General features: G+C 62.9%; 19 protein-coding genes. 18 read left to right on the forward strand and 1 reads right to left on the reverse strand.

Annotated features, from left to right (window positions below):
- The first annotated feature begins 7 nt into the window (after positions 1–7).
- The 7 genes from proS to J7359_RS04325 all read left to right on the forward strand — a co-directional run bounded on the left by proS (position 8) and on the right by J7359_RS04325 (position 7,261).
- A complete protein-coding gene (gene proS / locus J7359_RS04295; RefSeq protein WP_209055289.1) occupies positions 8–1,369 on the forward strand; it encodes a proline--tRNA ligase in 1,362 nt (453 codons plus the stop codon).
- Positions 1,366–1,857, forward strand: a complete 492-nt coding sequence (locus J7359_RS04300; RefSeq protein WP_209055290.1) for a DUF2937 family protein — start codon at positions 1,366–1,368, stop codon at positions 1,855–1,857. Before proS ends, J7359_RS04300 begins: the two co-directional genes overlap by 4 nt.
- A 129-nt stretch (positions 1,858–1,986) precedes the next feature.
- Complete coding sequence (locus tag J7359_RS04305; RefSeq protein ID WP_209055291.1) at positions 1,987–3,174, forward strand: ABC transporter substrate-binding protein; 1,188 nt, start codon at positions 1,987–1,989, stop codon at positions 3,172–3,174.
- Positions 3,175–3,286: 112 nt separating this feature from the next.
- A complete protein-coding gene (locus J7359_RS04310) occupies positions 3,287–4,069 on the forward strand; it encodes an ABC transporter ATP-binding protein (protein ID WP_209055292.1) in 783 nt (260 codons plus the stop codon).
- Positions 4,066–4,899 carry an ABC transporter ATP-binding protein gene (locus J7359_RS04315; protein ID WP_209055293.1) on the forward strand — a complete coding sequence of 278 codons (834 nt, stop codon included), beginning with the start codon at positions 4,066–4,068 and terminating at the stop codon, positions 4,897–4,899. The genes J7359_RS04310 and J7359_RS04315 overlap by 4 nt, the downstream gene beginning before the upstream one ends.
- 3 nt (positions 4,900–4,902) lie before the next feature.
- Positions 4,903–5,910: a branched-chain amino acid ABC transporter permease gene (locus tag J7359_RS04320; protein ID WP_209055294.1), complete on the forward strand. Its 1,008-nt coding sequence runs from the start codon at positions 4,903–4,905 to the stop codon at positions 5,908–5,910.
- Positions 5,911–5,923: 13 nt separating this feature from the next.
- Complete coding sequence (locus tag J7359_RS04325) at positions 5,924–7,261, forward strand: branched-chain amino acid ABC transporter permease (protein ID WP_209055295.1); 1,338 nt, start codon at positions 5,924–5,926, stop codon at positions 7,259–7,261.
- Positions 7,262–7,333: 72 nt separating this feature from the next.
- Here the strand turns inward: J7359_RS04325 and J7359_RS04330 are convergent, their stop codons facing one another.
- Positions 7,334–7,876: a CAP domain-containing protein gene (locus J7359_RS04330; RefSeq protein WP_209055296.1), complete on the reverse strand. Its 543-nt coding sequence runs from the start codon at positions 7,874–7,876 to the stop codon at positions 7,334–7,336.
- Between the two features lie 119 nt (positions 7,877–7,995).
- Here J7359_RS04330 and guaA point away from each other — a divergent pair, with 119 nt between their 5' ends.
- The 11 genes from guaA to J7359_RS04385 form a co-directional block, all read left to right on the forward strand.
- Entirely contained in the window at positions 7,996–9,555 is a 1,560-nt protein-coding gene (gene guaA / locus J7359_RS04335) for a glutamine-hydrolyzing GMP synthase (protein WP_209055297.1), read from the forward strand.
- 57 nt (positions 9,556–9,612) lie between these two features.
- Positions 9,613–11,136: a cryptochrome/photolyase family protein gene (locus tag J7359_RS04340; protein ID WP_209055298.1), complete on the forward strand. Its 1,524-nt coding sequence runs from the start codon at positions 9,613–9,615 to the stop codon at positions 11,134–11,136.
- 55 nt (positions 11,137–11,191) lie between these two features.
- Positions 11,192–11,923, forward strand: coding sequence for a DUF72 domain-containing protein (locus J7359_RS04345; RefSeq protein WP_209055299.1), 732 nt, complete (start codon positions 11,192–11,194; stop codon positions 11,921–11,923).
- Entirely contained in the window at positions 11,920–12,729 is an 810-nt protein-coding gene (locus J7359_RS04350; RefSeq protein ID WP_209055300.1) for a GNAT family N-acetyltransferase, read from the forward strand. The genes J7359_RS04345 and J7359_RS04350 overlap by 4 nt, the downstream gene beginning before the upstream one ends.
- Positions 12,730–12,828: 99 nt before the next feature.
- Positions 12,829–14,646: a M3 family oligoendopeptidase gene (locus J7359_RS04355; RefSeq protein WP_209055301.1), complete on the forward strand. Its 1,818-nt coding sequence runs from the start codon at positions 12,829–12,831 to the stop codon at positions 14,644–14,646.
- Entirely contained in the window at positions 14,643–15,113 is a 471-nt protein-coding gene (locus tag J7359_RS04360; protein ID WP_209055302.1) for a GNAT family protein, read from the forward strand. Before J7359_RS04355 ends, J7359_RS04360 begins: the two co-directional genes overlap by 4 nt.
- Positions 15,114–15,192: 79 nt before the next feature.
- Positions 15,193–16,380 (forward strand): membrane dipeptidase, encoded by a 1,188-nt coding sequence (locus J7359_RS04365; RefSeq protein ID WP_209055303.1) that lies wholly within the window; start codon positions 15,193–15,195, stop codon positions 16,378–16,380.
- Entirely contained in the window at positions 16,377–16,760 is a 384-nt protein-coding gene (gene rbsD / locus J7359_RS04370; protein WP_209055304.1) for a D-ribose pyranase, read from the forward strand. The genes J7359_RS04365 and rbsD overlap by 4 nt, the downstream gene beginning before the upstream one ends.
- Positions 16,761–16,819: 59 nt before the next feature.
- Entirely contained in the window at positions 16,820–16,966 is a 147-nt protein-coding gene (locus J7359_RS04375; RefSeq protein WP_209055305.1) for an entericidin A/B family lipoprotein, read from the forward strand.
- A gap of 503 nt (positions 16,967–17,469) precedes the next feature.
- Positions 17,470–17,889 carry a hypothetical protein gene (locus tag J7359_RS04380; RefSeq protein WP_209055306.1) on the forward strand — a complete coding sequence of 140 codons (420 nt, stop codon included), beginning with the start codon at positions 17,470–17,472 and terminating at the stop codon, positions 17,887–17,889.
- A gap of 122 nt (positions 17,890–18,011) precedes the next feature.
- A partial coding sequence (locus tag J7359_RS04385; protein WP_209055307.1) for a calcium-binding protein occupies positions 18,012–19,578 on the forward strand: 1,567 nt, incomplete at its 3' end.

The following is a 19,578-nucleotide window of genomic DNA, read 5'->3' on the forward strand; positions in this document are numbered from 1 at the left end:
ACGCCACATGCGTCTGTCGCGCTATTTCCTGCCCGTCCTGAAAGAGGACCCCAAAGAGGCCCAGATCGTCAGCCACCGGCTGATGTTGCGCGCGGGCATGATCAAGCAGCAGGCGGCGGGGATCTATTCCTGGTTGCCGCTTGGCTACAAGGTGCTGCGCAACATCGAACGGATCGTGCACGAGGAACAGCAGCGCGCGGGCCATATCCCGCTGCTGATGCCGACGCTGCAGCCCGCCGATCTGTGGCGCGAAAGCGGCCGCTATGACGATTATGGCGAGGAAATGCTGCGCGTGAAGGATCGCCACAAGCGCGATTTGCTGTATGGTCCCACCAACGAGGAGATGATCACCGACATCTTCCGCGGCCATGTGAACAGCTACAAGGATCTGCCGCTGACGCTGTATCACATCCAGTGGAAATTCCGTGACGAGATCCGCCCCCGCTTCGGCGTGATGCGCGGGCGCGAATTCCTGATGAAGGACGGTTACAATTTCGATCTGACCCGCGAAGACGCGCTGCATGCCTATAACCGGCATCTGGTCAGCTATCTGCGCACCTATGAACGCATGGGCCTGCAGGCGATCCCGATGCGTGCCGACAGCGGCCCGATCGGCGGCGACGACACGCATGAATTCCTGGTGCTGGCCGAAACCGGTGAATCCGAGGTCTTCTATGACAGCGCGATCACCGACCTGACCTTCGGCGACCGTCAGATTGACTATGACAGCCACCAGGAATGCCAGGCGGTCATGGACGAATTCACCAGTCGCTACGCCCGCACCGACGAGACCCATGACGAAGCGGTGTTCAACCAGGTTCCCGAGGAACGCCGCCGCAGCGCGCGCGGGATCGAGGTTGGCCAGATCTTCTATTTCGGCACCAAGTATTCCGAACCGATGGGCGCGACCGTGGTCGGCCCCGACGGCGCGAAGGTGCCGGTCCACATGGGCAGTCACGGCATCGGGGTCAGCCGGCTTCTGGGCGCGATCATCGAGGCAAGCCATGACGACAAGGGAATCATCTGGCCCGAGGGCGTGACGCCGTTCCACGCCGGTCTGGTCAACCTGAAACAGGGCGACGCCTCGACCGACAGCGCGTGCGAGGCGATCTATTCCGAACTGAAGGCGCGCGGGCTGGACCCTCTTTACGACGACCGCGACGAACGGGCGGGCGCCAAGTTCGCGACTGCCGACCTGATCGGCCTTCCGTGGCGGATCACCGTCGGGCCGCGCGGCCTGTCGAACAACCGCGTCGAGCTGACCAGCCGCAAGACAGGCGAAAGCCAGGAACTGTCGCCCAAGGACGCCGTGGCGAAGCTGGTCGAGATCTATCGGCCGGTGCTGGCAGCCGGTGCATCGCTGCCATGATCGGCTTGCTGCGGCTGGTGGCGGCACTGTGCTGTGCCGCCGCGCTGTCGCAGTTTCCTGCGTTTTCGGATCAGTATGTGCAGCGTCTGGGCGGCCGGGTGGACGCCCTGCAGCAGGTCGCGGCCGATTTCGAGGCAAGCGCGCGCGATGCCGGGCTGACCCGGGCAGAGGCGCTGGCCGATCTGTCGGGCAGCGCGTTCCGGCAGGCGCATCAATCCGACATGCGGCGCGTGTTTCGGCGCCTGGACAATGCCCGCGCCGATCTGACCATGCTGCGGATCGCCGGGCCGCTGGAACGGATGCTGCTGCCGCATCGCCTGCGCGATGCCGAAACGCTTCGAAACACCTGGCAGGACTTTCGCCCGGCCTTGCCGATCACCGCCGTAGGGCTGATATGCGCGGCCATCGGTTTCTTGTTCGGCTGGCTGCTGCTGTCTCTGATCAGGTTGGCCCTGCGCCGCCGTCCCGAGTCCTTGGGCTGGCGCTGAGACACTTGCGTGCGCCGTCACGAACCTGTCTCAAAGGCCAGAGAAAACGTCACGTTATGATACTTTCCTTTTTCGGGCGGGGCTTCTAACCTCGCCCTCAGGAACATGTTCCAACTGGGAGACAAACCAATGAAAAAGCTTCTTCTTGCGACCGCCGCCGGCGCCCTGATCGCCGGTGCCGCCGGTGCTGAAGACATCAAGATGGGCATCTCGCTCGGCTTCACGGGACCGCTGGAATCGATGGCCCCCGCGATGCGCGACGGTGCCAAACTGGCGATGAAGGAAGTCAGCGACTCGGGCCTGCTGCTGGACGGTTCGACCATCACGGCGGTCGAAGGGGATTCGACCTGTGCAGATGCTGCCGCCGCGACCGCGACCGTCGAACGTCTGATTACCGCCGAGGGCGTGAAAGGCATCGTCGGCGGCATGTGTTCGGGCGAGACGATCGCCTCGCTGGAGAATGTCGCCAAGCCGAACGGCGTGGTGATGATCTCGCCCTCCGCTACCTCGCCGGCGCTGTCCACGATCGAGGATAACGGCCTATTCTTCCGCACCTCTCCGTCGGATGCCCGTCAGGGTCAGGTGATGGCCGACATCATCATGGAGAAGGGCATCAACAGCGTTGCCGTCAGCTATACCAACAACGATTACGGCAAGGGTCTGGCCGACAGCTTCCAGGCCGCGTTCGAGGAAAAGGGCGGCACCGTCACGGTGAACAGCGCCCATGACGACGGCAAGGCCGACTATTCCGCCGAGGTCGCGGCGCTGGCAGCCGCGGGCGGCGATGCGCTGGTCGTGGCGGGTTATGTCGATCAGGGCGGTTCCGGCATCGTGCGCGCCGCGCTGGATACCGGTGCGTTCGACACCTTCGTGTTCCCCGACGGCATGGTCGGTACCGCGCTGGTCGAGAATTTCGGCACCGAGATCAGCGGCAGCTTCGGGCAGAACCCCGCGGCCGAGGGCGAAGGCCGCGACACATATCTGACACTGGCCGAAGAGGCCGGATATGACGGCTCGGGCGCTTTCTCGGCCGAAGCCTATGACGGCGCCGCGCTGATGCTTCTGGCGATGGCCGCTGCCGGCAGCAGCGATCCAGGCACCTACAAGGACAAGATCATGGACGTCGCCAACGAGCCGGGCGAGAAGATCATGCCGGGCGAACTGGCCAAGGCGCTTGAGATCATCAACGGCGGCGGCGATGTCGATTATGTCGGCGCGACGTCGGTCGAACTGGTCGGCGCCGGTGAATCCGCAGGCGTCTATCGCGAGGTTTCGTTCAACGATGCCGGCGAAATGGAAGTCGTCGGCTATCGCTGAGACCCGCTGATCACAAGGGCCCGGCGCCATCGCGGCGCCGGGCCTTTTTTCAATGACAAGAGCCGCGCTGACGGCCACACTTCACCAATCCAGTGAAGACAGGGATGCAGGAATGATAAGGGTCGAAGACCTTCACCGCCATTTCGGCGGTTTCCGAGCCGTAGATGGTGCCAGCCTCACCATTCGCGAAGGCTCGATCACCGGGCTGATCGGGCCGAACGGCGCCGGAAAATCCACCTTGTTCAACGTCATTGCTGGCGTTCTGCCGCCGACATCGGGCAAGGTTTACATGGATGGCGAGGACATCACCGGCCTGCCGCCGCACGCCCTGTTCCATCGCGGCCTGCTGCGCACCTTCCAGCTTGCGCATGAATTCGCGTCGATGACCGTGCGCGAGAACCTGATGATGGTGCCCGGCCAGCAGACCGGCGAAACGATCTGGAAGACGTGGTTCAAGCGCGGCCAGATCTGGCGCGAGGAAGATGCGTTGCGCCGCCGCGCCGACGAGGTGCTGGATTTCCTGACCATCCGCCATCTGGCGCATGAGAAGGCAGGCAACCTGTCGGGCGGCCAGAAGAAGCTGCTGGAACTGGGCCGCACGATGATGGTCGATGCCAAGATCGTATTTCTGGACGAGGTCGGCGCCGGGGTGAACCGCACGCTTCTGGGCACGATCGGCGACGCCATCGTGCGGCTGAACAGGGAACGCGGCTATACGTTCTGCGTGATCGAGCACGACATGGATTTCATCGGCAAGCTGTGCGACCCGGTGATCGTGATGGCCGAGGGCAAGGTGCTGGCCGAAGGCAGTGCCGCCGACATCATGCAGAATGAAGAGGTGATCGAGGCCTATCTGGGCACCGGCCTGAAGAACAAGGACATGGTGGGCGCATGAGCGACGCGGAAAAGGCATTCGGCAAACGCGGTAATCGCGATGCCTCGGTCGTCAATCCGCGGCCTGCGGGCACGGTGGACGGCAGCCGGCGGTCGGGCCCGGTCGGACCGGGCCGCGAGGGCGATCCGTTCCTGATCGGTGAAGGCATGTCGGGCGGCTACGGACGCGGGCCGGACATCCTGCACGACTGCACCATCGCCGTCGAGAAGGGCCAGATCGCGGTTATCGTCGGTCCCAACGGGGCAGGCAAATCCACCGCCATGAAGGCGATCTTCGGCATGCTGGATCTGCGCAAGGGCAGCGTCCGGCTGGACGGGCGCGACATTACGGCCCTGAACCCCCAGGACCGGGTCAAGGCCGGGATGGGTTTCGTGCCACAGGTGAACAACATATTTCCGTCAATGAGCTGCGAAGAAAACCTGGAAATGGGCGCGTTCATCCGCGACGACGACATCGCGGATACCATGGCGCAGGTCTATGACCTGTTCCCGATCCTGAAGGAAAAGCGCCGTCAGGCGGCCGGCGAGTTGTCCGGTGGTCAGCGCCAGCAGCTTGCCGTGGGACGGGCGCTGATGACCCGGCCCAGCCTGCTGATGCTGGACGAACCCACGGCAGGCGTCAGCCCGATCGTGATGGACGAACTGTTCGACCGGATCATCGCCATCGCGCGCGGTGGACTGCCGATCCTGATGGTGGAACAGAACGCAAAACAGGCCATGGCGATCGCCGACAAGGCCTATGTGCTGGTGCAGGGCGCCAACGCGCATACCGGATCGGGCAAGGAACTTATGAACAATGACGAGGTGCGCCGCACCTTCCTGGGGGGCTGAGGCATGGACATCCTGAACGCCCTCGTAGCCTTTCTGAACTTTGTCTTCATTCCCGCCGCCGCCTATGGCGCGCAGCTGGCGCTTGGCGCGCTGGGGGTGACGCTGATCTATGGCATCCTGCGGTTCTCGAACTTCGCGCATGGCGACACGATGGCCTTCGGGACCGCAGTGACGATTCTGGTGACATGGGCACTGCAGGCCGCCGGAATATCGTTAGGGCCACTGCCGACCGCATTGCTGGCGCTGCCGTTGGGAATCGCCGGAACGGCGGCGATGGTCCTGCTGACAGACCGTGCGGTCTATCGCTTTTACAGGGTCCAGAAGGCCGCGCCGATCATCCTCGTGATGGCCTCGGTCGGGGTGATGTTCCTGATGAACGGGCTGACCCGCCTGCTGATCGGCGTCGATGAGCAACGCTTTGCGGATGGCGCGCGCTTTGTCATCAATGTCCGCGACTTCCGCGAGATGACCGGCCTGCAAGAGGGGCTGGCGCTGAAGACCACGCAGGCGTTGACCGTGATCGTCGCGGTCATCGTGGTCTGGGCGCTGTTCTGGTTCCTGAACCGCACCAAGTCGGGCAAGGCCATGCGCGCCTATTCCGACAACGAGGATCTGGCGCTGCTGTCGGGCATCGACCCCGAAAAGGTGGTGCGGCTGACATGGATCATCGCCGCCAGCCTGGCGACCATCGCAGGCGTGCTTTACGGTCTGGACAAGGCGTTCAAGCCTTTCAACTATTTCCAGATCCTGCTGCCGATCTTCGCCGCCGCCATCGTCGGCGGTCTGGGTAATCCGCTGGGGGCGATCGCCGGCGGCTTCGTCGTGGCCTTTTCGGAAGTCGCGATCACCTATCCCTGGCTGAAAGTGGCGGGATACCTGTTCCCCGGCTGGGAGCCCGGAGGGCTGCTGCAACTGCTGGGGACGGAATACAAGTTCGCCGTCAGCTTCGTCATTCTGATCGTCGTGCTGCTGTTCAAGCCCACCGGGCTGTTCCGCGGCAAGTCCGTGTAAGGGAGGGCCGGTCATGTCAAGCAACCGTCAGGCCGCAACCACCAATCCGTGGCGCGCTCCGATCCTGTTCGCGATCCTTGCCGCATTGTTCGTCATGGAAGGCACCATGCGCAACGCGATGTTCTCGGGCAGCTGGAACACCGCGCTGGGGATCCTGAACATGGGCCTCATCTCGGCGATCACCGCGCTGGGTGTGAACATGCAATGGGGCTATGCCGGCCTGTTCAATGTCGGCGTCGTGGGTTTTCTTGCGCTTGGGGGCGTGGCCCCGGTGCTGATCGCCACCCAGCCGGTCGAGGGCGCCTGGAATGCCGGCGGGTCGCGCGTCCTGATCGCGCTGGCCGTCGGGCTGGGCACGCTGGCACTGGCCGTGCAGGCATGGAAACGTCTGCGCGCCGGACGCGGGCTTGCCGTGCTGGTCATTCTGATCGCCGGTTTCGTGATCTATCGCTGGCTGTTCGATCCCGCCGTCTCGGCGATCGAGGCCAACAACCCAGCCCGGCACGGCAATATCGGCGGGCTTGGCCTTCCCGTCCTGCTGTCCTGGGCGGTGGGCGGTGCCTTTGCCGCCGCCGCCGCCTGGGCGGTGGGCAAGGTCGCGCTGGGGCTGCGGTCGGATTACCTGGCCATCGCCACGCTGGGGATCGGCGAAATCATCGTGGCGGTCCTGAAGAACGAGGACTGGTTGGCGCGCGGCGTCAAGAATGTCACCTCGATCCCTCGCCCTGTCCCCTACGAGATCGAACTGCAAGGCAACCCGGAATTCGTTTCTTTCGCGCAGCGCTGGGGCTTCAGCGCGGCCGAGGCGTCGGGGATTTGGGTCAAGCTGTGCTACATGTCGCTGTTCCTTGTCGTGCTGCTGGCGATCATCCTGCTGGCCGAACTTGCGCTGAAATCGCCCTGGGGCCGGATGATGCGCGCGATCCGCGACAACGAGACGGCGGCCGAAGCCATGGGCAAGGATGTCACGGCCCGGCATTTGCAGGTCTTCATCCTGGGTTCTGCCGTGATCGGCATCGCCGGGGCGATGATGATCACCCAGGACGGGCTGATGGCGCCGGTCGGCTACAACCCGTTGCGCTACACGTTCCTGATCTGGGTCATGGTGATCGTCGGCGGGTCTGGCAACAACTGGGGCGCCGTGCTCGGGGCTGTGCTGATCTGGTTCCTGTGGATCAAGGCCGAGGTGTGGGGGCCCGCACTGATCGGCGTTCTGACCGCGCCCCTGCCCGAGGGTGGTCTGAAAGACCATCTTCTGGACAGTGCCGCCCATATGCGATTCATCGCGATGGGACTGGTGCTTCTGCTGGTGCTGCGTTTCGCGCCGCGCGGGCTGGTCCCAGAGAAATAGCGCCGTCCAGACGCCAATAAAGAAACGGCGCGGTCGATCCGCGCCGTTTTCCTGATGGGTCGGGTGATGCGTTCAGGCGCAGTCGTCGCCCAAAACCACGCTCCACCAAAGCCGGCCATCCGGGCCACGCGCCACGCCTGCCCCGACTTCGTCGCTTGACTGGCCAAGCAGTTCGACGCGGTGCGGCTCTGACCCCAGCCAGCCCGCCACGACCCCGGATGGCGATCCGCCGATCGACACAAGCTGGGCAACCCCGCAGGTCGGGTAATCGACCGCACGTGCCCGGTCAACGACGTTCGATCCATTCGACCCCGCGACGGTCGCCCGTCCCATCGCCGCGACATCGCAGGCATGGGACTGCGCGATCTGGTTCAGCTTGGCATTGGGGGCAAGCACGGTCTTGCCTTGCGCGGCACGCGCCGCATTCACGGCATCGGCCATCGCAGCCTGTTGTCCGGCGTCGCCCGAACACATTGCGGCCAGCGCCTGATCGGCGGGAATAGTGGTCTCATCCACACCCAGGGGGTCGGTTTCGGCACCTACCCGAGTGCCCGGTTCACAGGCCGCCAGCATGACCAGGCAAATCATCGCGGTGGAAGTGGTTTTCAGGTTCATCGGCAACCTCGCCTCAGAGACTTGTTAATATTGATATTTTGGAACGCCGAAGCGCGCCGTGGGGTTCCGCGTATGGCAGACCTCTTGCACCATCGCGAAACCGACCTTAAAGCGCATCCATGACCCAGCACCAGCGCCTTCTGATCATCGATTTCGGATCCCAGGTGACGCAATTGATCGCGCGACGCCTGCGCGAACTGAACGTCTATTGCGAGATCCGCCCCTTCAATGCCGTGACCGGCGACGCCCTGCGGGCCGACCCGCCACAGGCGATCATCCTGTCAGGCGGCCCGGCCAGCGTGACCGACAAGGACAGCCCCCGCGCACCCCAGACGGTGTTCGAACTGGGCGTGCCTGTCTTCGGCATCTGCTATGGCCAGCAGGTCATGATGTCCCAGCTTGGCGGCAATGTCGAAGCGGGCCACCATGCCGAATACGGTCGTGCCTTCATCACGCCTGCACCAGGTCACAAGCAGGACGGCATCTTCGCGGGTCTGTTCGAAAGCGGTCGCGAAGAAGTCTGGATGAGCCATGGCGACCGCGTGACCGAGATGGCGCCGGGTTTCGAAGTCATCGGCACCTCGACCGGCGCACCGATGGCGATGATCGCTGACGAGGCGCGCAACTTCTACGCCGTGCAGTTCCACCCCGAGGTGCACCACACCCCGCACGGCCGCAAGATGCTGGAAAACTTCGTCCGGCTGGCGGGCTTCACCGGCGACTGGACGATGGCCAGCTACAAGGACGAGGCGATCCGCAAGATCCGCGAACAGGTCGGTGACCGCCGCGTGATCTGCGGGCTTTCCGGCGGTGTGGATTCCTCGGTCGCCGCGGTGCTGATCCACGAGGCAATCGGCGATCAGCTGACCTGCGTCTTCGTCGATCACGGCCTATTGCGGCTGAACGAGGCTGACGAGGTGGTCACGATGTTCCGCGACCACTACAACATCCCGCTGATCCATGCCGACGAGGCCGATCTGTTTCTTGGCGCGCTGGAAGGGGTCAGCGACCCCGAGATCAAGCGCAAGACGATCGGCAAGCTGTTCATCGACGTGTTCCAGCGCGAAGCCGAAAAGATCGAGGGTGCCGAGTTTCTGGCGCAGGGCACGCTGTATCCCGATGTCATTGAAAGCGTCAGCTTTTCGGGCGGACCTTCGGTCACCATCAAGTCGCATCACAATGTCGGCGGCCTGCCCGAGAAGATGGGCCTGAAGCTGGTCGAGCCGCTGCGCGAACTGTTCAAGGACGAGGTTCGCGCCCTTGGCCGCGAACTGGGCCTGCCCGACAGCTTCATCGGACGCCACCCCTTCCCCGGTCCGGGCCTTGCCATCCGCTGCCCCGGGGAGATCACCCGCGACAAGCTGGAAATCCTGCGCAAGGCCGATGCGGTCTTTATCGACCAGATCCGCAAGCACGGTCTTTATGACGAGATCTGGCAGGCCTTCGTGGCGATCCTGCCGGTTCGCACCGTCGGCGTGATGGGCGACGGGCGGACCTATGATTACGCCTGCGCGCTGCGCGCCGTGACATCCGTCGATGGCATGACCGCGGATTATTATCCCTTCACGCATGAATTCCTGGGCGAAACGGCCACGCGGATCATCAACGAGGTGAAGGGCATCAACCGCTGCACCTACGACATCACATCGAAGCCGCCGGGCACGATCGAATGGGAATGACCTTCTGACGGGAACGCGCGGGGCAACTCGCGCGTCCTTTCGTTTCAGGAGGTGTGCATGACCCGATTGATCCTTGTCCTTGGCGACCAGCTGTCGCGCGACGTGGCCGCCCTGCGCGAAGCCGGCAAGGACGACGTGATCGTCATGGCCGAGGTGATGGACGAAGCCAGCTACGTCCGCCACCACCCCAAGAAAATCGCCTTCCTGTTTGCCGCGATGCGCAAATTTGCCGCCCGGCTTGCGGATGACGGATTTCGGGTTGCCTATACCCGGCTGGATGACCCGGACAACAGCCAGAAGATCGGTGGCGAATTGCTGCGCCGCGCGGCGGAATTCGATGCGGATGAGGTGATCGCGACCGAGCCCGGCGAATGGCGTCTGATCGACATCCTGACCTATCTTCCGATCAAGGTGCATCAGCGCCCCGACGACCGCTTCTTCGCCAGCCATGACGACTTCGACACGTGGGCCAGGGATCGCAAGGAGTTGCGGATGGAATGGTTCTATCGCGACATGCGCCGCAAGACCGGGTTGCTGATGGACGGCGACCAACCCGTGGGCGGGAAATGGAACCACGATCATGACAACCGCAAGCCGGCCGATGTGGACATGTTCCGCGACCCCCCGCCACGCTTTGCCCCTGACGCGGTGACGAACGAGGTTCTGGATCTGGTCGCGGCGCGATTTCCAGACAATTTCGGCGACCTTCGGCCGTTCGACTACGCCACCGACCGCGACGGCGCATTGACCGCGCTGCAGCATTTCATCAGCCATTCCCTGGACGAATTCGGACCCTATCAGGACGCGATGTTGCGGGACGATCCGCATCTGCACCATTCGGTCCTGTCGCCCTATCTGAACGCCGGGCTTCTGTCCCCGCGCGAGGTCTGCGAGGCGGCGGCCAGGGCCCATGCCGACGGCAAGGTGCGCCTGAATTCGGCCGAGGGGTTCATCCGGCAGATCCTTGGCTGGCGCGAATACATGCGCGGCATCTATTTCCGCGAAGGTCCGGACTATACGCGGCGCAACGCCCTGAACCATCGGCGCAAGCTGCCATGGATGTATTGGGGCGGAAAGACGCGGATGGCCTGCATGGCCGCCACTATCGGGCAGACAGGGCGTCTGGCCTATGCACATCACATTCAGCGGCTGATGGTGACAGGCAATTTCGCGCTGCTGGCCGGTATCGACCCGGCCGAAGTGCATGAATGGTATCTGTCCGTCTATATCGACGCCTATGAATGGGTCGAGGCCCCGAACACCATCGGGATGAGCCAGTTCGCCGATGGCGGGATCGTCGGCAGCAAGCCCTATGTCAGTTCCGGGAATTACATCAACAAGATGTCGGATTACTGTGGCGACTGCGCCTATTCCGTGACCGCGAAGACCGGCCAGAATGCCTGTCCCTTCAATCTTCTGTACTGGGACTTTCTGGTCCGCCACCGCGACCGGTTCGAGGCCAATCCGCGCATGTCGCGCATCTATAGCAACTGGGACCGGATGGACGCGGACAAACGCAGGACCATCCGCAGCGACGCCGCCGCCTTCCTGCGCAAGATGTCGGACGGCGCAGTGGTCTGACTTGACGCCCCGCCATCCCGCGCGGGATAGAGGGGTCTGACAATCGGAGGCAGACATGATCCGCATCGGCATCGGCGGCTGGAATTTCGCGGAATGGCGCGGGGTCTTCTATCCCGACGACCTGCCACAGCGGCGCGAGCTGGAATATGCCAGCGCCCATCTGACCTCGATCGAGGTGAATGCCACCTATTACGGCAACCAGAAACCCGCGACGTTCCGGAAATGGCATGACGAAACGCCCGAGGATTTCGTGTTCGCGCTCAAGGGTCCCCGCTTTGCCACCAACCGCCGCGTGCTGGCCGAAAGCGGGGACAGTGTGACAAGGTTCCTGAACTCCGGCGTCACCGAGTTGCGCGCAAAGCTGGGTCCGATCAACTGGCAACTGGCCGAGAAAAAAAAATTCGACCCCGAGGATTTCGCCGCTTTTCTGGCGCTGCTGCCCGTTAGCCATGACGGTTTGCCCCTGCGCCACGCCATCGAGGCGCGGCACGAAAGCTTCGCCTGCGACGAAGCCGCCGCCCTGTGCCGAGACCGCAATATCGCCCTCATCCGCGCAGGCGACAGCAAGTTTCCCGAAATCGATGCGACAACCGCGGATTTCGCCTATCTTCGGCTGATGGGGACCACCGATATTCCAACCGGCTATTCCGACGCCGATCTGGACCGATGGGCCGATACGGCACGCGGAATCGCCAGGGATCGCGACCTGTATCTTTATGTCATCTCGGGCGAGAAACCTCGCAACCCCGCCGCCGCCATGGCCCTGATCGAACGGCTGAAATCATGAGCTGCGCCTGCGGACATCACCACAGCCGCCCCGAACATGACTGCGAGGATACCGGCAGCCTGATCGATCTGGCCCGTCCGATGACCGCGCTGCGGGGGCGTTTGATCTGTGCCGACGCTGCGCAGATGATGACGGCCCTGTCGCTGCTGCCCGATCATGTCGATCTCAGCCGGGCTGAGCCGGGCTGCCTGCGATTTGATCTGTGGCAGGACGAAGACCCGTTGATCTGGAACCTGTCCGAGCTGTTCGTGGATGCCGACGCCTTCGCGGCACATCAGTCCCGCACCGCAGACAGCGACTGGGGCCGCGCCAGCACCGCGATCCGGCGCGATTTCGACAGGCGCGACGTGGTGCCGCGGATCCGCCCCGAACGCCGCGCCGATCACGATGCCGTCGACACCCTGCTGCGCACGGCGTTCGATGGCGAAGACGAAGCGCGGCTGGTCCGCAAGCTGCGCGCAAACGGCGATCTGCATCTGTCGCTGGTCGCCGTGGCCGCCGGCACGGTCCTGGGTCACGTCGCGCTGTCGCCCGTGACAGGCGACCGCCCTGCCCTTGCGCTTGCACCGGTCGCGGTCGCGCCGGGTGCTCAGCGCCTGGGGATCGGTGCCGCGCTGATCCACGAGGCGATCAGGCAGGCCGCCGACCTGCCCGTCGTGGTGATTGGCGATCCCGCCTATTACGCGCGTTTCGGTTTCCTGCCCGCCGATCTGTCCTCACCCTATGCGGGACCGTATCTGCAGATGGTGGGCGACCTGCCTGCCAAGGCGACCATCCGCCATGTCGCAGCCTTCGCTGATCTGTAGCGCCTGTTCCTTCAAGGGCTGACCGCTGCGCTGGCCAAGGCTTGCGGTTCGGCCTGCGACGGTCCACATCTTGGGCCAATCAGGAAAAGGACATCGAACATGGCAGGACAACCGACCTTCGACGCAGCCGAACAGGTGAAGGCCACGCCGTTTGGCGATCTTCCCGTCTGGGACCTGACCGATCTTTACCCCGCGCCCGACGCGCCCGAACTGGCCGATGACATTGCGCGGCTGGAAACCATGGCTACCGATTTCGCCGCGCGCTATCAGGGCAAGCTGGCCGATCTGGATGCCGCCGCGATGCTGGACTGCATCGAGACCTATCAGCAGATCGACATCATCGCCGGCCGGATCATGTCCTATGCAGGATTGCGCTATTACCAGAACACCGTCGATCCCGCGCGCGCCAAGATGCTGGGCGACCTGCAAGGCAGGATCACAGACATCACCACGCCGCTGGTGTTCTTCAGCCTCGAATTCAACCGGATCCCGGACGCGACCTACCAGGCCGTCTTTACCGACCCGAACGGTCCCGCACGCTACAAGCCGGTCTTCGACCGGATGCGTGCCATGCGCCCGCACCAGTTGTCGGACGAACTGGAACAGTTCCTGCACGACAATTCGGTCGTCGGCGCCGCTGCGTGGAACCGGCTGTTCGACGAAACGACCGCCTCGCTTGGCTTTCAGGTCGGCGACGCGACACTGAGCCTTGAAGAAACGCTGAACCTGCTGACCGAACATGACCGGGCCAAGCGCGAGGCCGCAGCCCATGCGCTGGCCAAGGTGTTCGGCGACAACGTCAAGCTGTTCGCCCGTGTCCACAACACATTGGCCAAGGAAAAGGCCATCGAGGACAAGTGGCGCAAGATGCCCACGCCACAGACCGCCCGGCACCTGTCGAACCATGTCGAGCCAGAGGTGGTCGAGGCGCTGCGCAATGCGGTCACGGCGGCCTACCCGCGCCTGTCCCATCGCTACTATGCGCTGAAGGCGAAATGGCTGGGGCTGGACAAGCTGCAGGTGTGGGACCGCAATGCGCCGCTGCCGACCGACGCGCCGCGCATCATCGGTTGGGACGAGGCGCGGGCAACTGTGCTGGATGCCTATTCGGGGTTCGCGCCGAAGCTGGCCGAACTGGCAGAGCCCTTCTTCGACCGTGGCTGGATCGATGCCGCCGCAACGCCCGGCAAGGCCCCCGGCGCCTTCGCACATCCGACCGTCTCGACGGTCCATCCCTACGTCCTGCTGAACTATCTGGGCAAGCCGCGCGACGTGATGACACTGGCGCATGAGCTGGGCCACGGCGTCCATCAGCGGCTGGCGGCGGATCAGGGCGAGTTGCTGGCGGCGACGCCCCTGACCCTGGCCGAGACGGCCTCGGTCTTCGGAGAGATGCTGACCTTCCGCGCGCTGTTAGCCAAGACCACCGATCCGGCGCAGAAAAAGGCGCTGCTGGCGGGCAAGGTCGAGGACATGATCAATACGGTCGTCCGCCAGATCGCGTTCTACGATTTCGAATGCAAGCTGCATGCTGCCCGCGCCGAGGGCGAGTTGACCCCCGACGATATCAACGCGCTGTGGATGAGCGTGCAGGCCGAAAGCCTGGGCCCGGTCTTCGAATTCATGCCCGGATACGAGACGTTCTGGACCTATGTGCCGCATTTCGTCCATTCGCCGTTCTATGTCTATGCCTATGCGTTCGGCGACGGGCTGGTGAACGCGCTTTATGCCGCCTACGAGGATGGCTTGCCGGACTTTCAGTCGAAGTATTTCGACATGCTGGCAGCGGGTGGATCGAAACATCACAGCGAACTGCTGGCCCCGTTCGGACTGGACGCATCCGATCCGGCCTTCTGGGACAAGGGTCTGTCGATGATCGAGGGATTCATCGACGAGCTGGAGGAGCTGGAGAAGTGATCTCGCTGCGGCCGCTGGACCGGCGCGATGCGGACCGGGTCGCGCATCTCGCGCTGCGCCCTGATCAGCTTCGCTTTGCCGGAACGGTTGCCGCCGCGCTGGCCGAGCCCGCAACGGTCGATCTGCACGAGATCTGCGAGGGCGAACGCGCGGTCGGTCTGTTCAAGATCGACCGTGCCTATCATCTGAACCACGATTTCGCGGATCCCGGTGACCTGGGATTGCGGGGCGTCCTGCTGGACGCGGGCGTGCAGGGTCGCGGCATCGGCACCGCCGCGATGCGGTGCCTGCCAGATTATTTGCCGCCCCGTTATCCGACCGCCGCGAGGGTCTACCTGACGGTGAATTTCCGCAATCCCGCAGCCATTGCCGTCTATCGCAAGGCGGGCTTCACGGATGATGGCCGGGTCTTTCTTGGCGGGTCCGCCGGTCCGCAACATGTCATGCATCTGGATCTGACCAGGTGACCTCGCGCCAATTGCGTGATTTCGTCATGCAGATGTGGTTCGGGCGGTCTATGTTGGCCGCATCAATACGGAGGCATGAATGCTGAAGCGGTTTCTGATGGGGGTCGTGGTTCTGGTGGCTGTCGCGGCCGCGGCGTTCTTCACCTTCGCGCCCGGCTATGTTGAACGCAGTCTGAACCCGCTGCGGATGCCCGAAGGGGGTTGGCCCGTCACCGCCGAGGCCGAGGAATTGCACCGGCAACTGGTGATCGGCGACTGGCACGCCGATCCGCTGCTGTGGGATCGCGATCTGCTGAAGCGCGGCGACCGCGGCCACACCGATATCCCGCGCCTGCTGGAAGGCAATGTCGCCGTGCAGGTCTTCACCACAGTGACCAAAAGCCCGCGCGGCCAGAACTATGCCGCCAACAGCGCCGAGGCACCCGACAACATCACGCCGCTGTTCATGGGTCAGTTGCGCCCGGTCCGGTCGTGGTTCTCGCTGAAGGAACGCGCACTGGTGCAGGCCGAGGCGCTGCGCGACATGGCCGCGCGCGCCCCTGACAGCCTGCGCCTGATCCGCAGCCGCGACGACCTGCGCGACCTGATGGCGGATCGTGCGGATGGACAACAGATGCTGGGCGCCGTTCTGGGGTCCGAAGGAGGCCATCCGCTGGAGGGCGATCTGGCCAATCTGGACGTGCTTTACGACGCCGGGTTCCGCCTGATGGGACTGACGCATTTCTTCGACAACGAACTGGGCGGCAGTCTGCATGGCGAGGGCGGGTCCGGCGCCGGTCTCAGCGCCTTCGGAGCCGAGGTCGTGCAGGGGATGATGGACAAGGGCATGGTCATCGACCTGGCGCATGCCAGCCCGCAGATGGTCCGAGACGTGCTGGCGATCGACGGCACCCGGCCTGTTCTGTCACATACCGGCATCCACGGTCATTGCGACAGCCATCGTAACCTGGACGATGACCTGATGCAGGCCATCGCCGCCAAGGGCGGCGTCATCGGCATCGGTTTCTGGTCGGATGTTGTCTGCGGGGCCGAACCGTCGGACATCGCCGCCTCGATCAGGGCCGCGATCGCGCTGGTGGGCGAAGATCACGTGTCTCTGGGATCGGACTATGACGGATCGGTTGACGCGCCGTTCGATGCCGCGCATCTGGCTGCGCTGACCCAGGCGCTGATGGATTCAGGCCTCAACGATCAGCAGATCGCCAAGGTGATGGGAGGCAACATGATGCGATATCTGTCCGAAACCCTGCCCGAGGACGCGGCATGAAACGCGCGGGGCTTCTTCACGCCGAATTGTCGGGCCTGATCGCCGCGATGGGTCATGGCGATCTTCTTGTCATCGGCGATGCCGGGCTGCCGGTGCCGCCGGGGGTCCGCTGCATCGACCTGGCGGTGACGCGCGGACTGCCCGGCATGCTGGCTGTGCTGGACGCGGTATGTGCGGACATGGTCATCGAACGCGCCTGCATCGCAAGCGAAACCGGCCCGGACTTGCGCGAACAGTTTCGGCACCGTGCCCTGGGCCACATCGAGGAACTGTCTCATACGGACTTCAAACTGTTGACCCGTCAGGCGCGGGCCGTGGTGCGCAGCGGCGAATTCACGCCATATGCGAATATCGGCCTGTTCTCGGGTGTCGCATTCTGATCGGGAACCTGAGACGTTCACCGGCGTTTCGACCCTGAAACGCGTATCAGGAGACGAAGATGCACAAGAAAATCATGATGATCGGCGCGGCTCTGGCAATGACTGCACTTGCTGCCTGCGAGACGGTTCAGGGTGCCGGGCGCGATATCCAGACCGCAGGCCAGGTGGTTCAGCAGGAAAGCGTCGAGGCGCAAACCGGCATGTGATCGCATCGCGATCAGTATACCCTGAAAGGCGACCCGCGGCGGTCGCCTTTTTCATGTCGACTTGCCGGAGTTGAGCGGGTGAAGGGCTCGCGGACCCGCCGATTCATCTTGGAGTATCAAGCGTCAGATGTCCCATTGAGGGGACAAAGCCACCCCTGCCCCTTGTCAGCGACCATGGTTCGAGGATGTGATTCAAGAAGGGCTTGGGCTTGGTGGGATTGAGGCCGCTGAGATCAGGCCTGACAGAACGCGCCGATTCCGGCCCTGCGGCTTGCCGTGACTTCAGGAAAAAATTCAAGACGCGCCAACTGCACATAAGTCAGCCCGAAAAGACTATTCATGCAAGCTCATGCACCTATCAAGAGAACCTGGCTGAGCACTCGCACTCGGCTGTGTAACAAAGATCAATGCACTCTCAGGTTGTTTTCAATATTATTTCAGTAAACTATTAACCACCGGCGCACCGAACAAGAAAAGTGTCGGCAGCGCAGGAGACTGACCGAATGATCATCGCAAGCGTTCTCGCTTTCCTGATCGCCAATTCCTTGGTGGCTTTCTTAGCATGGTCCACAGGATATGGGTTCGGCAGAATTGGATTCGCATTCTGGACTTCAGGAACGTTTGTCCTGATTTCGATGCGGTTTCCGCATGTCTTGCTGCGTTCGGCAGATCAGCGGTGGTGGAATGATACCATCCCATTTCGCTTTCGCATGATCCTGCCGCAGTCTGGCGCCATGGCGGTCATGATAACCGGATCTCTATTGCTGGCGGCACTGGGCCCTCTTCCTGTCAGCTTGTCGTTTCTTGGCGTTCTCTTCGTCATCCTAGCGTCAGCTCGGCTATGCCAATCGTTGAACGCTTCCCTGGCCCCCCGGCAATTCCATTCGCTGCGGACAAACGATGGAGCCATCGCCCTTTCCTGAAGGTCTCTATCGCATGAACGAACAGCCCAGAGCTGCGCACTTGGTCATTGTGCCTGAAATGCGGCTCCGGCGCGCGCGCTTCAGGATAGGCGCACCCCTGGAAACGAACGAGGACTGCACCGATGGCGAATGTCTATGGAACACACGGGAACGATCACCTGATGGGAACCACCGCACCTGATCGGCTGGATGGCCGTTGGGGGGTCGACATGCTTCACGGTCTAAGAGGCGACGATCTGATACACGCCGGCCGGCTTGGCGGCATGGTCAGCGGCGGCGACGGCAACGACATCATCCATGGTTACGGTTTTGGAGGGCCATCGCCTCACCGATATCAGACCCACATCATGGGAGGGTTCGGGAATGATGTTTTCAAACTTCATATGGGTCGGTTCAATTCTGACGACGCGACCTACCGCTTCGGTCACCATGTCTTCGGAGGTCAAGGAAATGATCGGTTCGAGTTCGTCGGTGTCGGCGGCTCAAACCAACGCGTGATTGGTCGCATCGACGATTTTGACCCCAGCCGCGACACGATATGGGTCGATGGTCAGTTGGTCGATTTATATGATCCACCCGAGAATGTCCGTGTGGTGGCCCTGAACGGGCAGCAATGGCTTCTGATCGACGAACGCATTCTGTATTCGCTTGATGGGGCGCGTCACCGCTCGGCTACGGTGGCGGCAGACGGCAAGAACGCAGACGAGTTGCAGGAAGATCATTTTATCGACTGGCCGCGGCAATGGTCGAAACATGTCCCTCAGTCCGCGACGGTGCGATACCACGACCCGGTAAATGCTGTTCCAGAAAAATACATTGACGACGCCCTAAGTGATCAAAATCGCGTATCGGCCTCTTCGAAGCTCGTGGAAGGCACAAGCGGAGCAGATTTCATCCTTGGTGCGCAGAATGTGGATAACCTGATGCGCGGTGGTCAGGGGGGTGACTATATCTGGGCAAACCGCGGTGACGACTCGATCAACGGTGGCGCTGGGAACGACACGATAGACGGCTTCTTCGGCAACGACGTGATCTACGGTCAATACGGAAAAGACATCATCAACGGGAACAAATCGCACGACCTGATCTATGGCGGTCCAGGCAACGACACGATTTCGGGTGGCCTGGACAACGATACGATCCACGGTGGCATCGGCTGGGATCTTGTTTTCGGTGGCTCCGAACATGACAAGGTATTCGGAAATGTCGGAAACGATCGCCTGTTTGGCGGTCCCGGAAACGACACCATCGTCGGATCGACAGGGCACGACAAACTCTATGGTGACTTCGGAAACGATATCCTGCGCGGCGGCAGCCACAACGACCTTCTTGTCGGCGGCTCGGGTCGCGACCGCTTGGCAGGCGGAACCGGCGCAGACAGTTTGACGGGGGGATGGGGTCAAGACCTGCTACTTGGGGGAGAGGGCGTCGATTTGCTGCGCGGCGGCCCTGGTGAAGACACGTTCATCTTCCACTCTCCTCGCGACGCCCCGACCGGCAGGACGAAAGACACAATCGTCGATTTCCAGCGGGGCATCGATACGCTTGACCTTCACGTCATGGACGCCAACGTGTCGCGTCGCGGAAACCAGGCATTCGACTTCAGTGACAGCGGTCCTGCCGCACACTCGGTCTGGGTCGTTCGACATCAGGACGACGTTATTCTCCGTGGAGACGTTACTGGCGATC

The sequence above is a fragment of the Paracoccus sp. R12_2 genome (assembly GCF_017744015.1).
Taxonomy (GTDB): domain Bacteria; phylum Pseudomonadota; class Alphaproteobacteria; order Rhodobacterales; family Rhodobacteraceae; genus Paracoccus.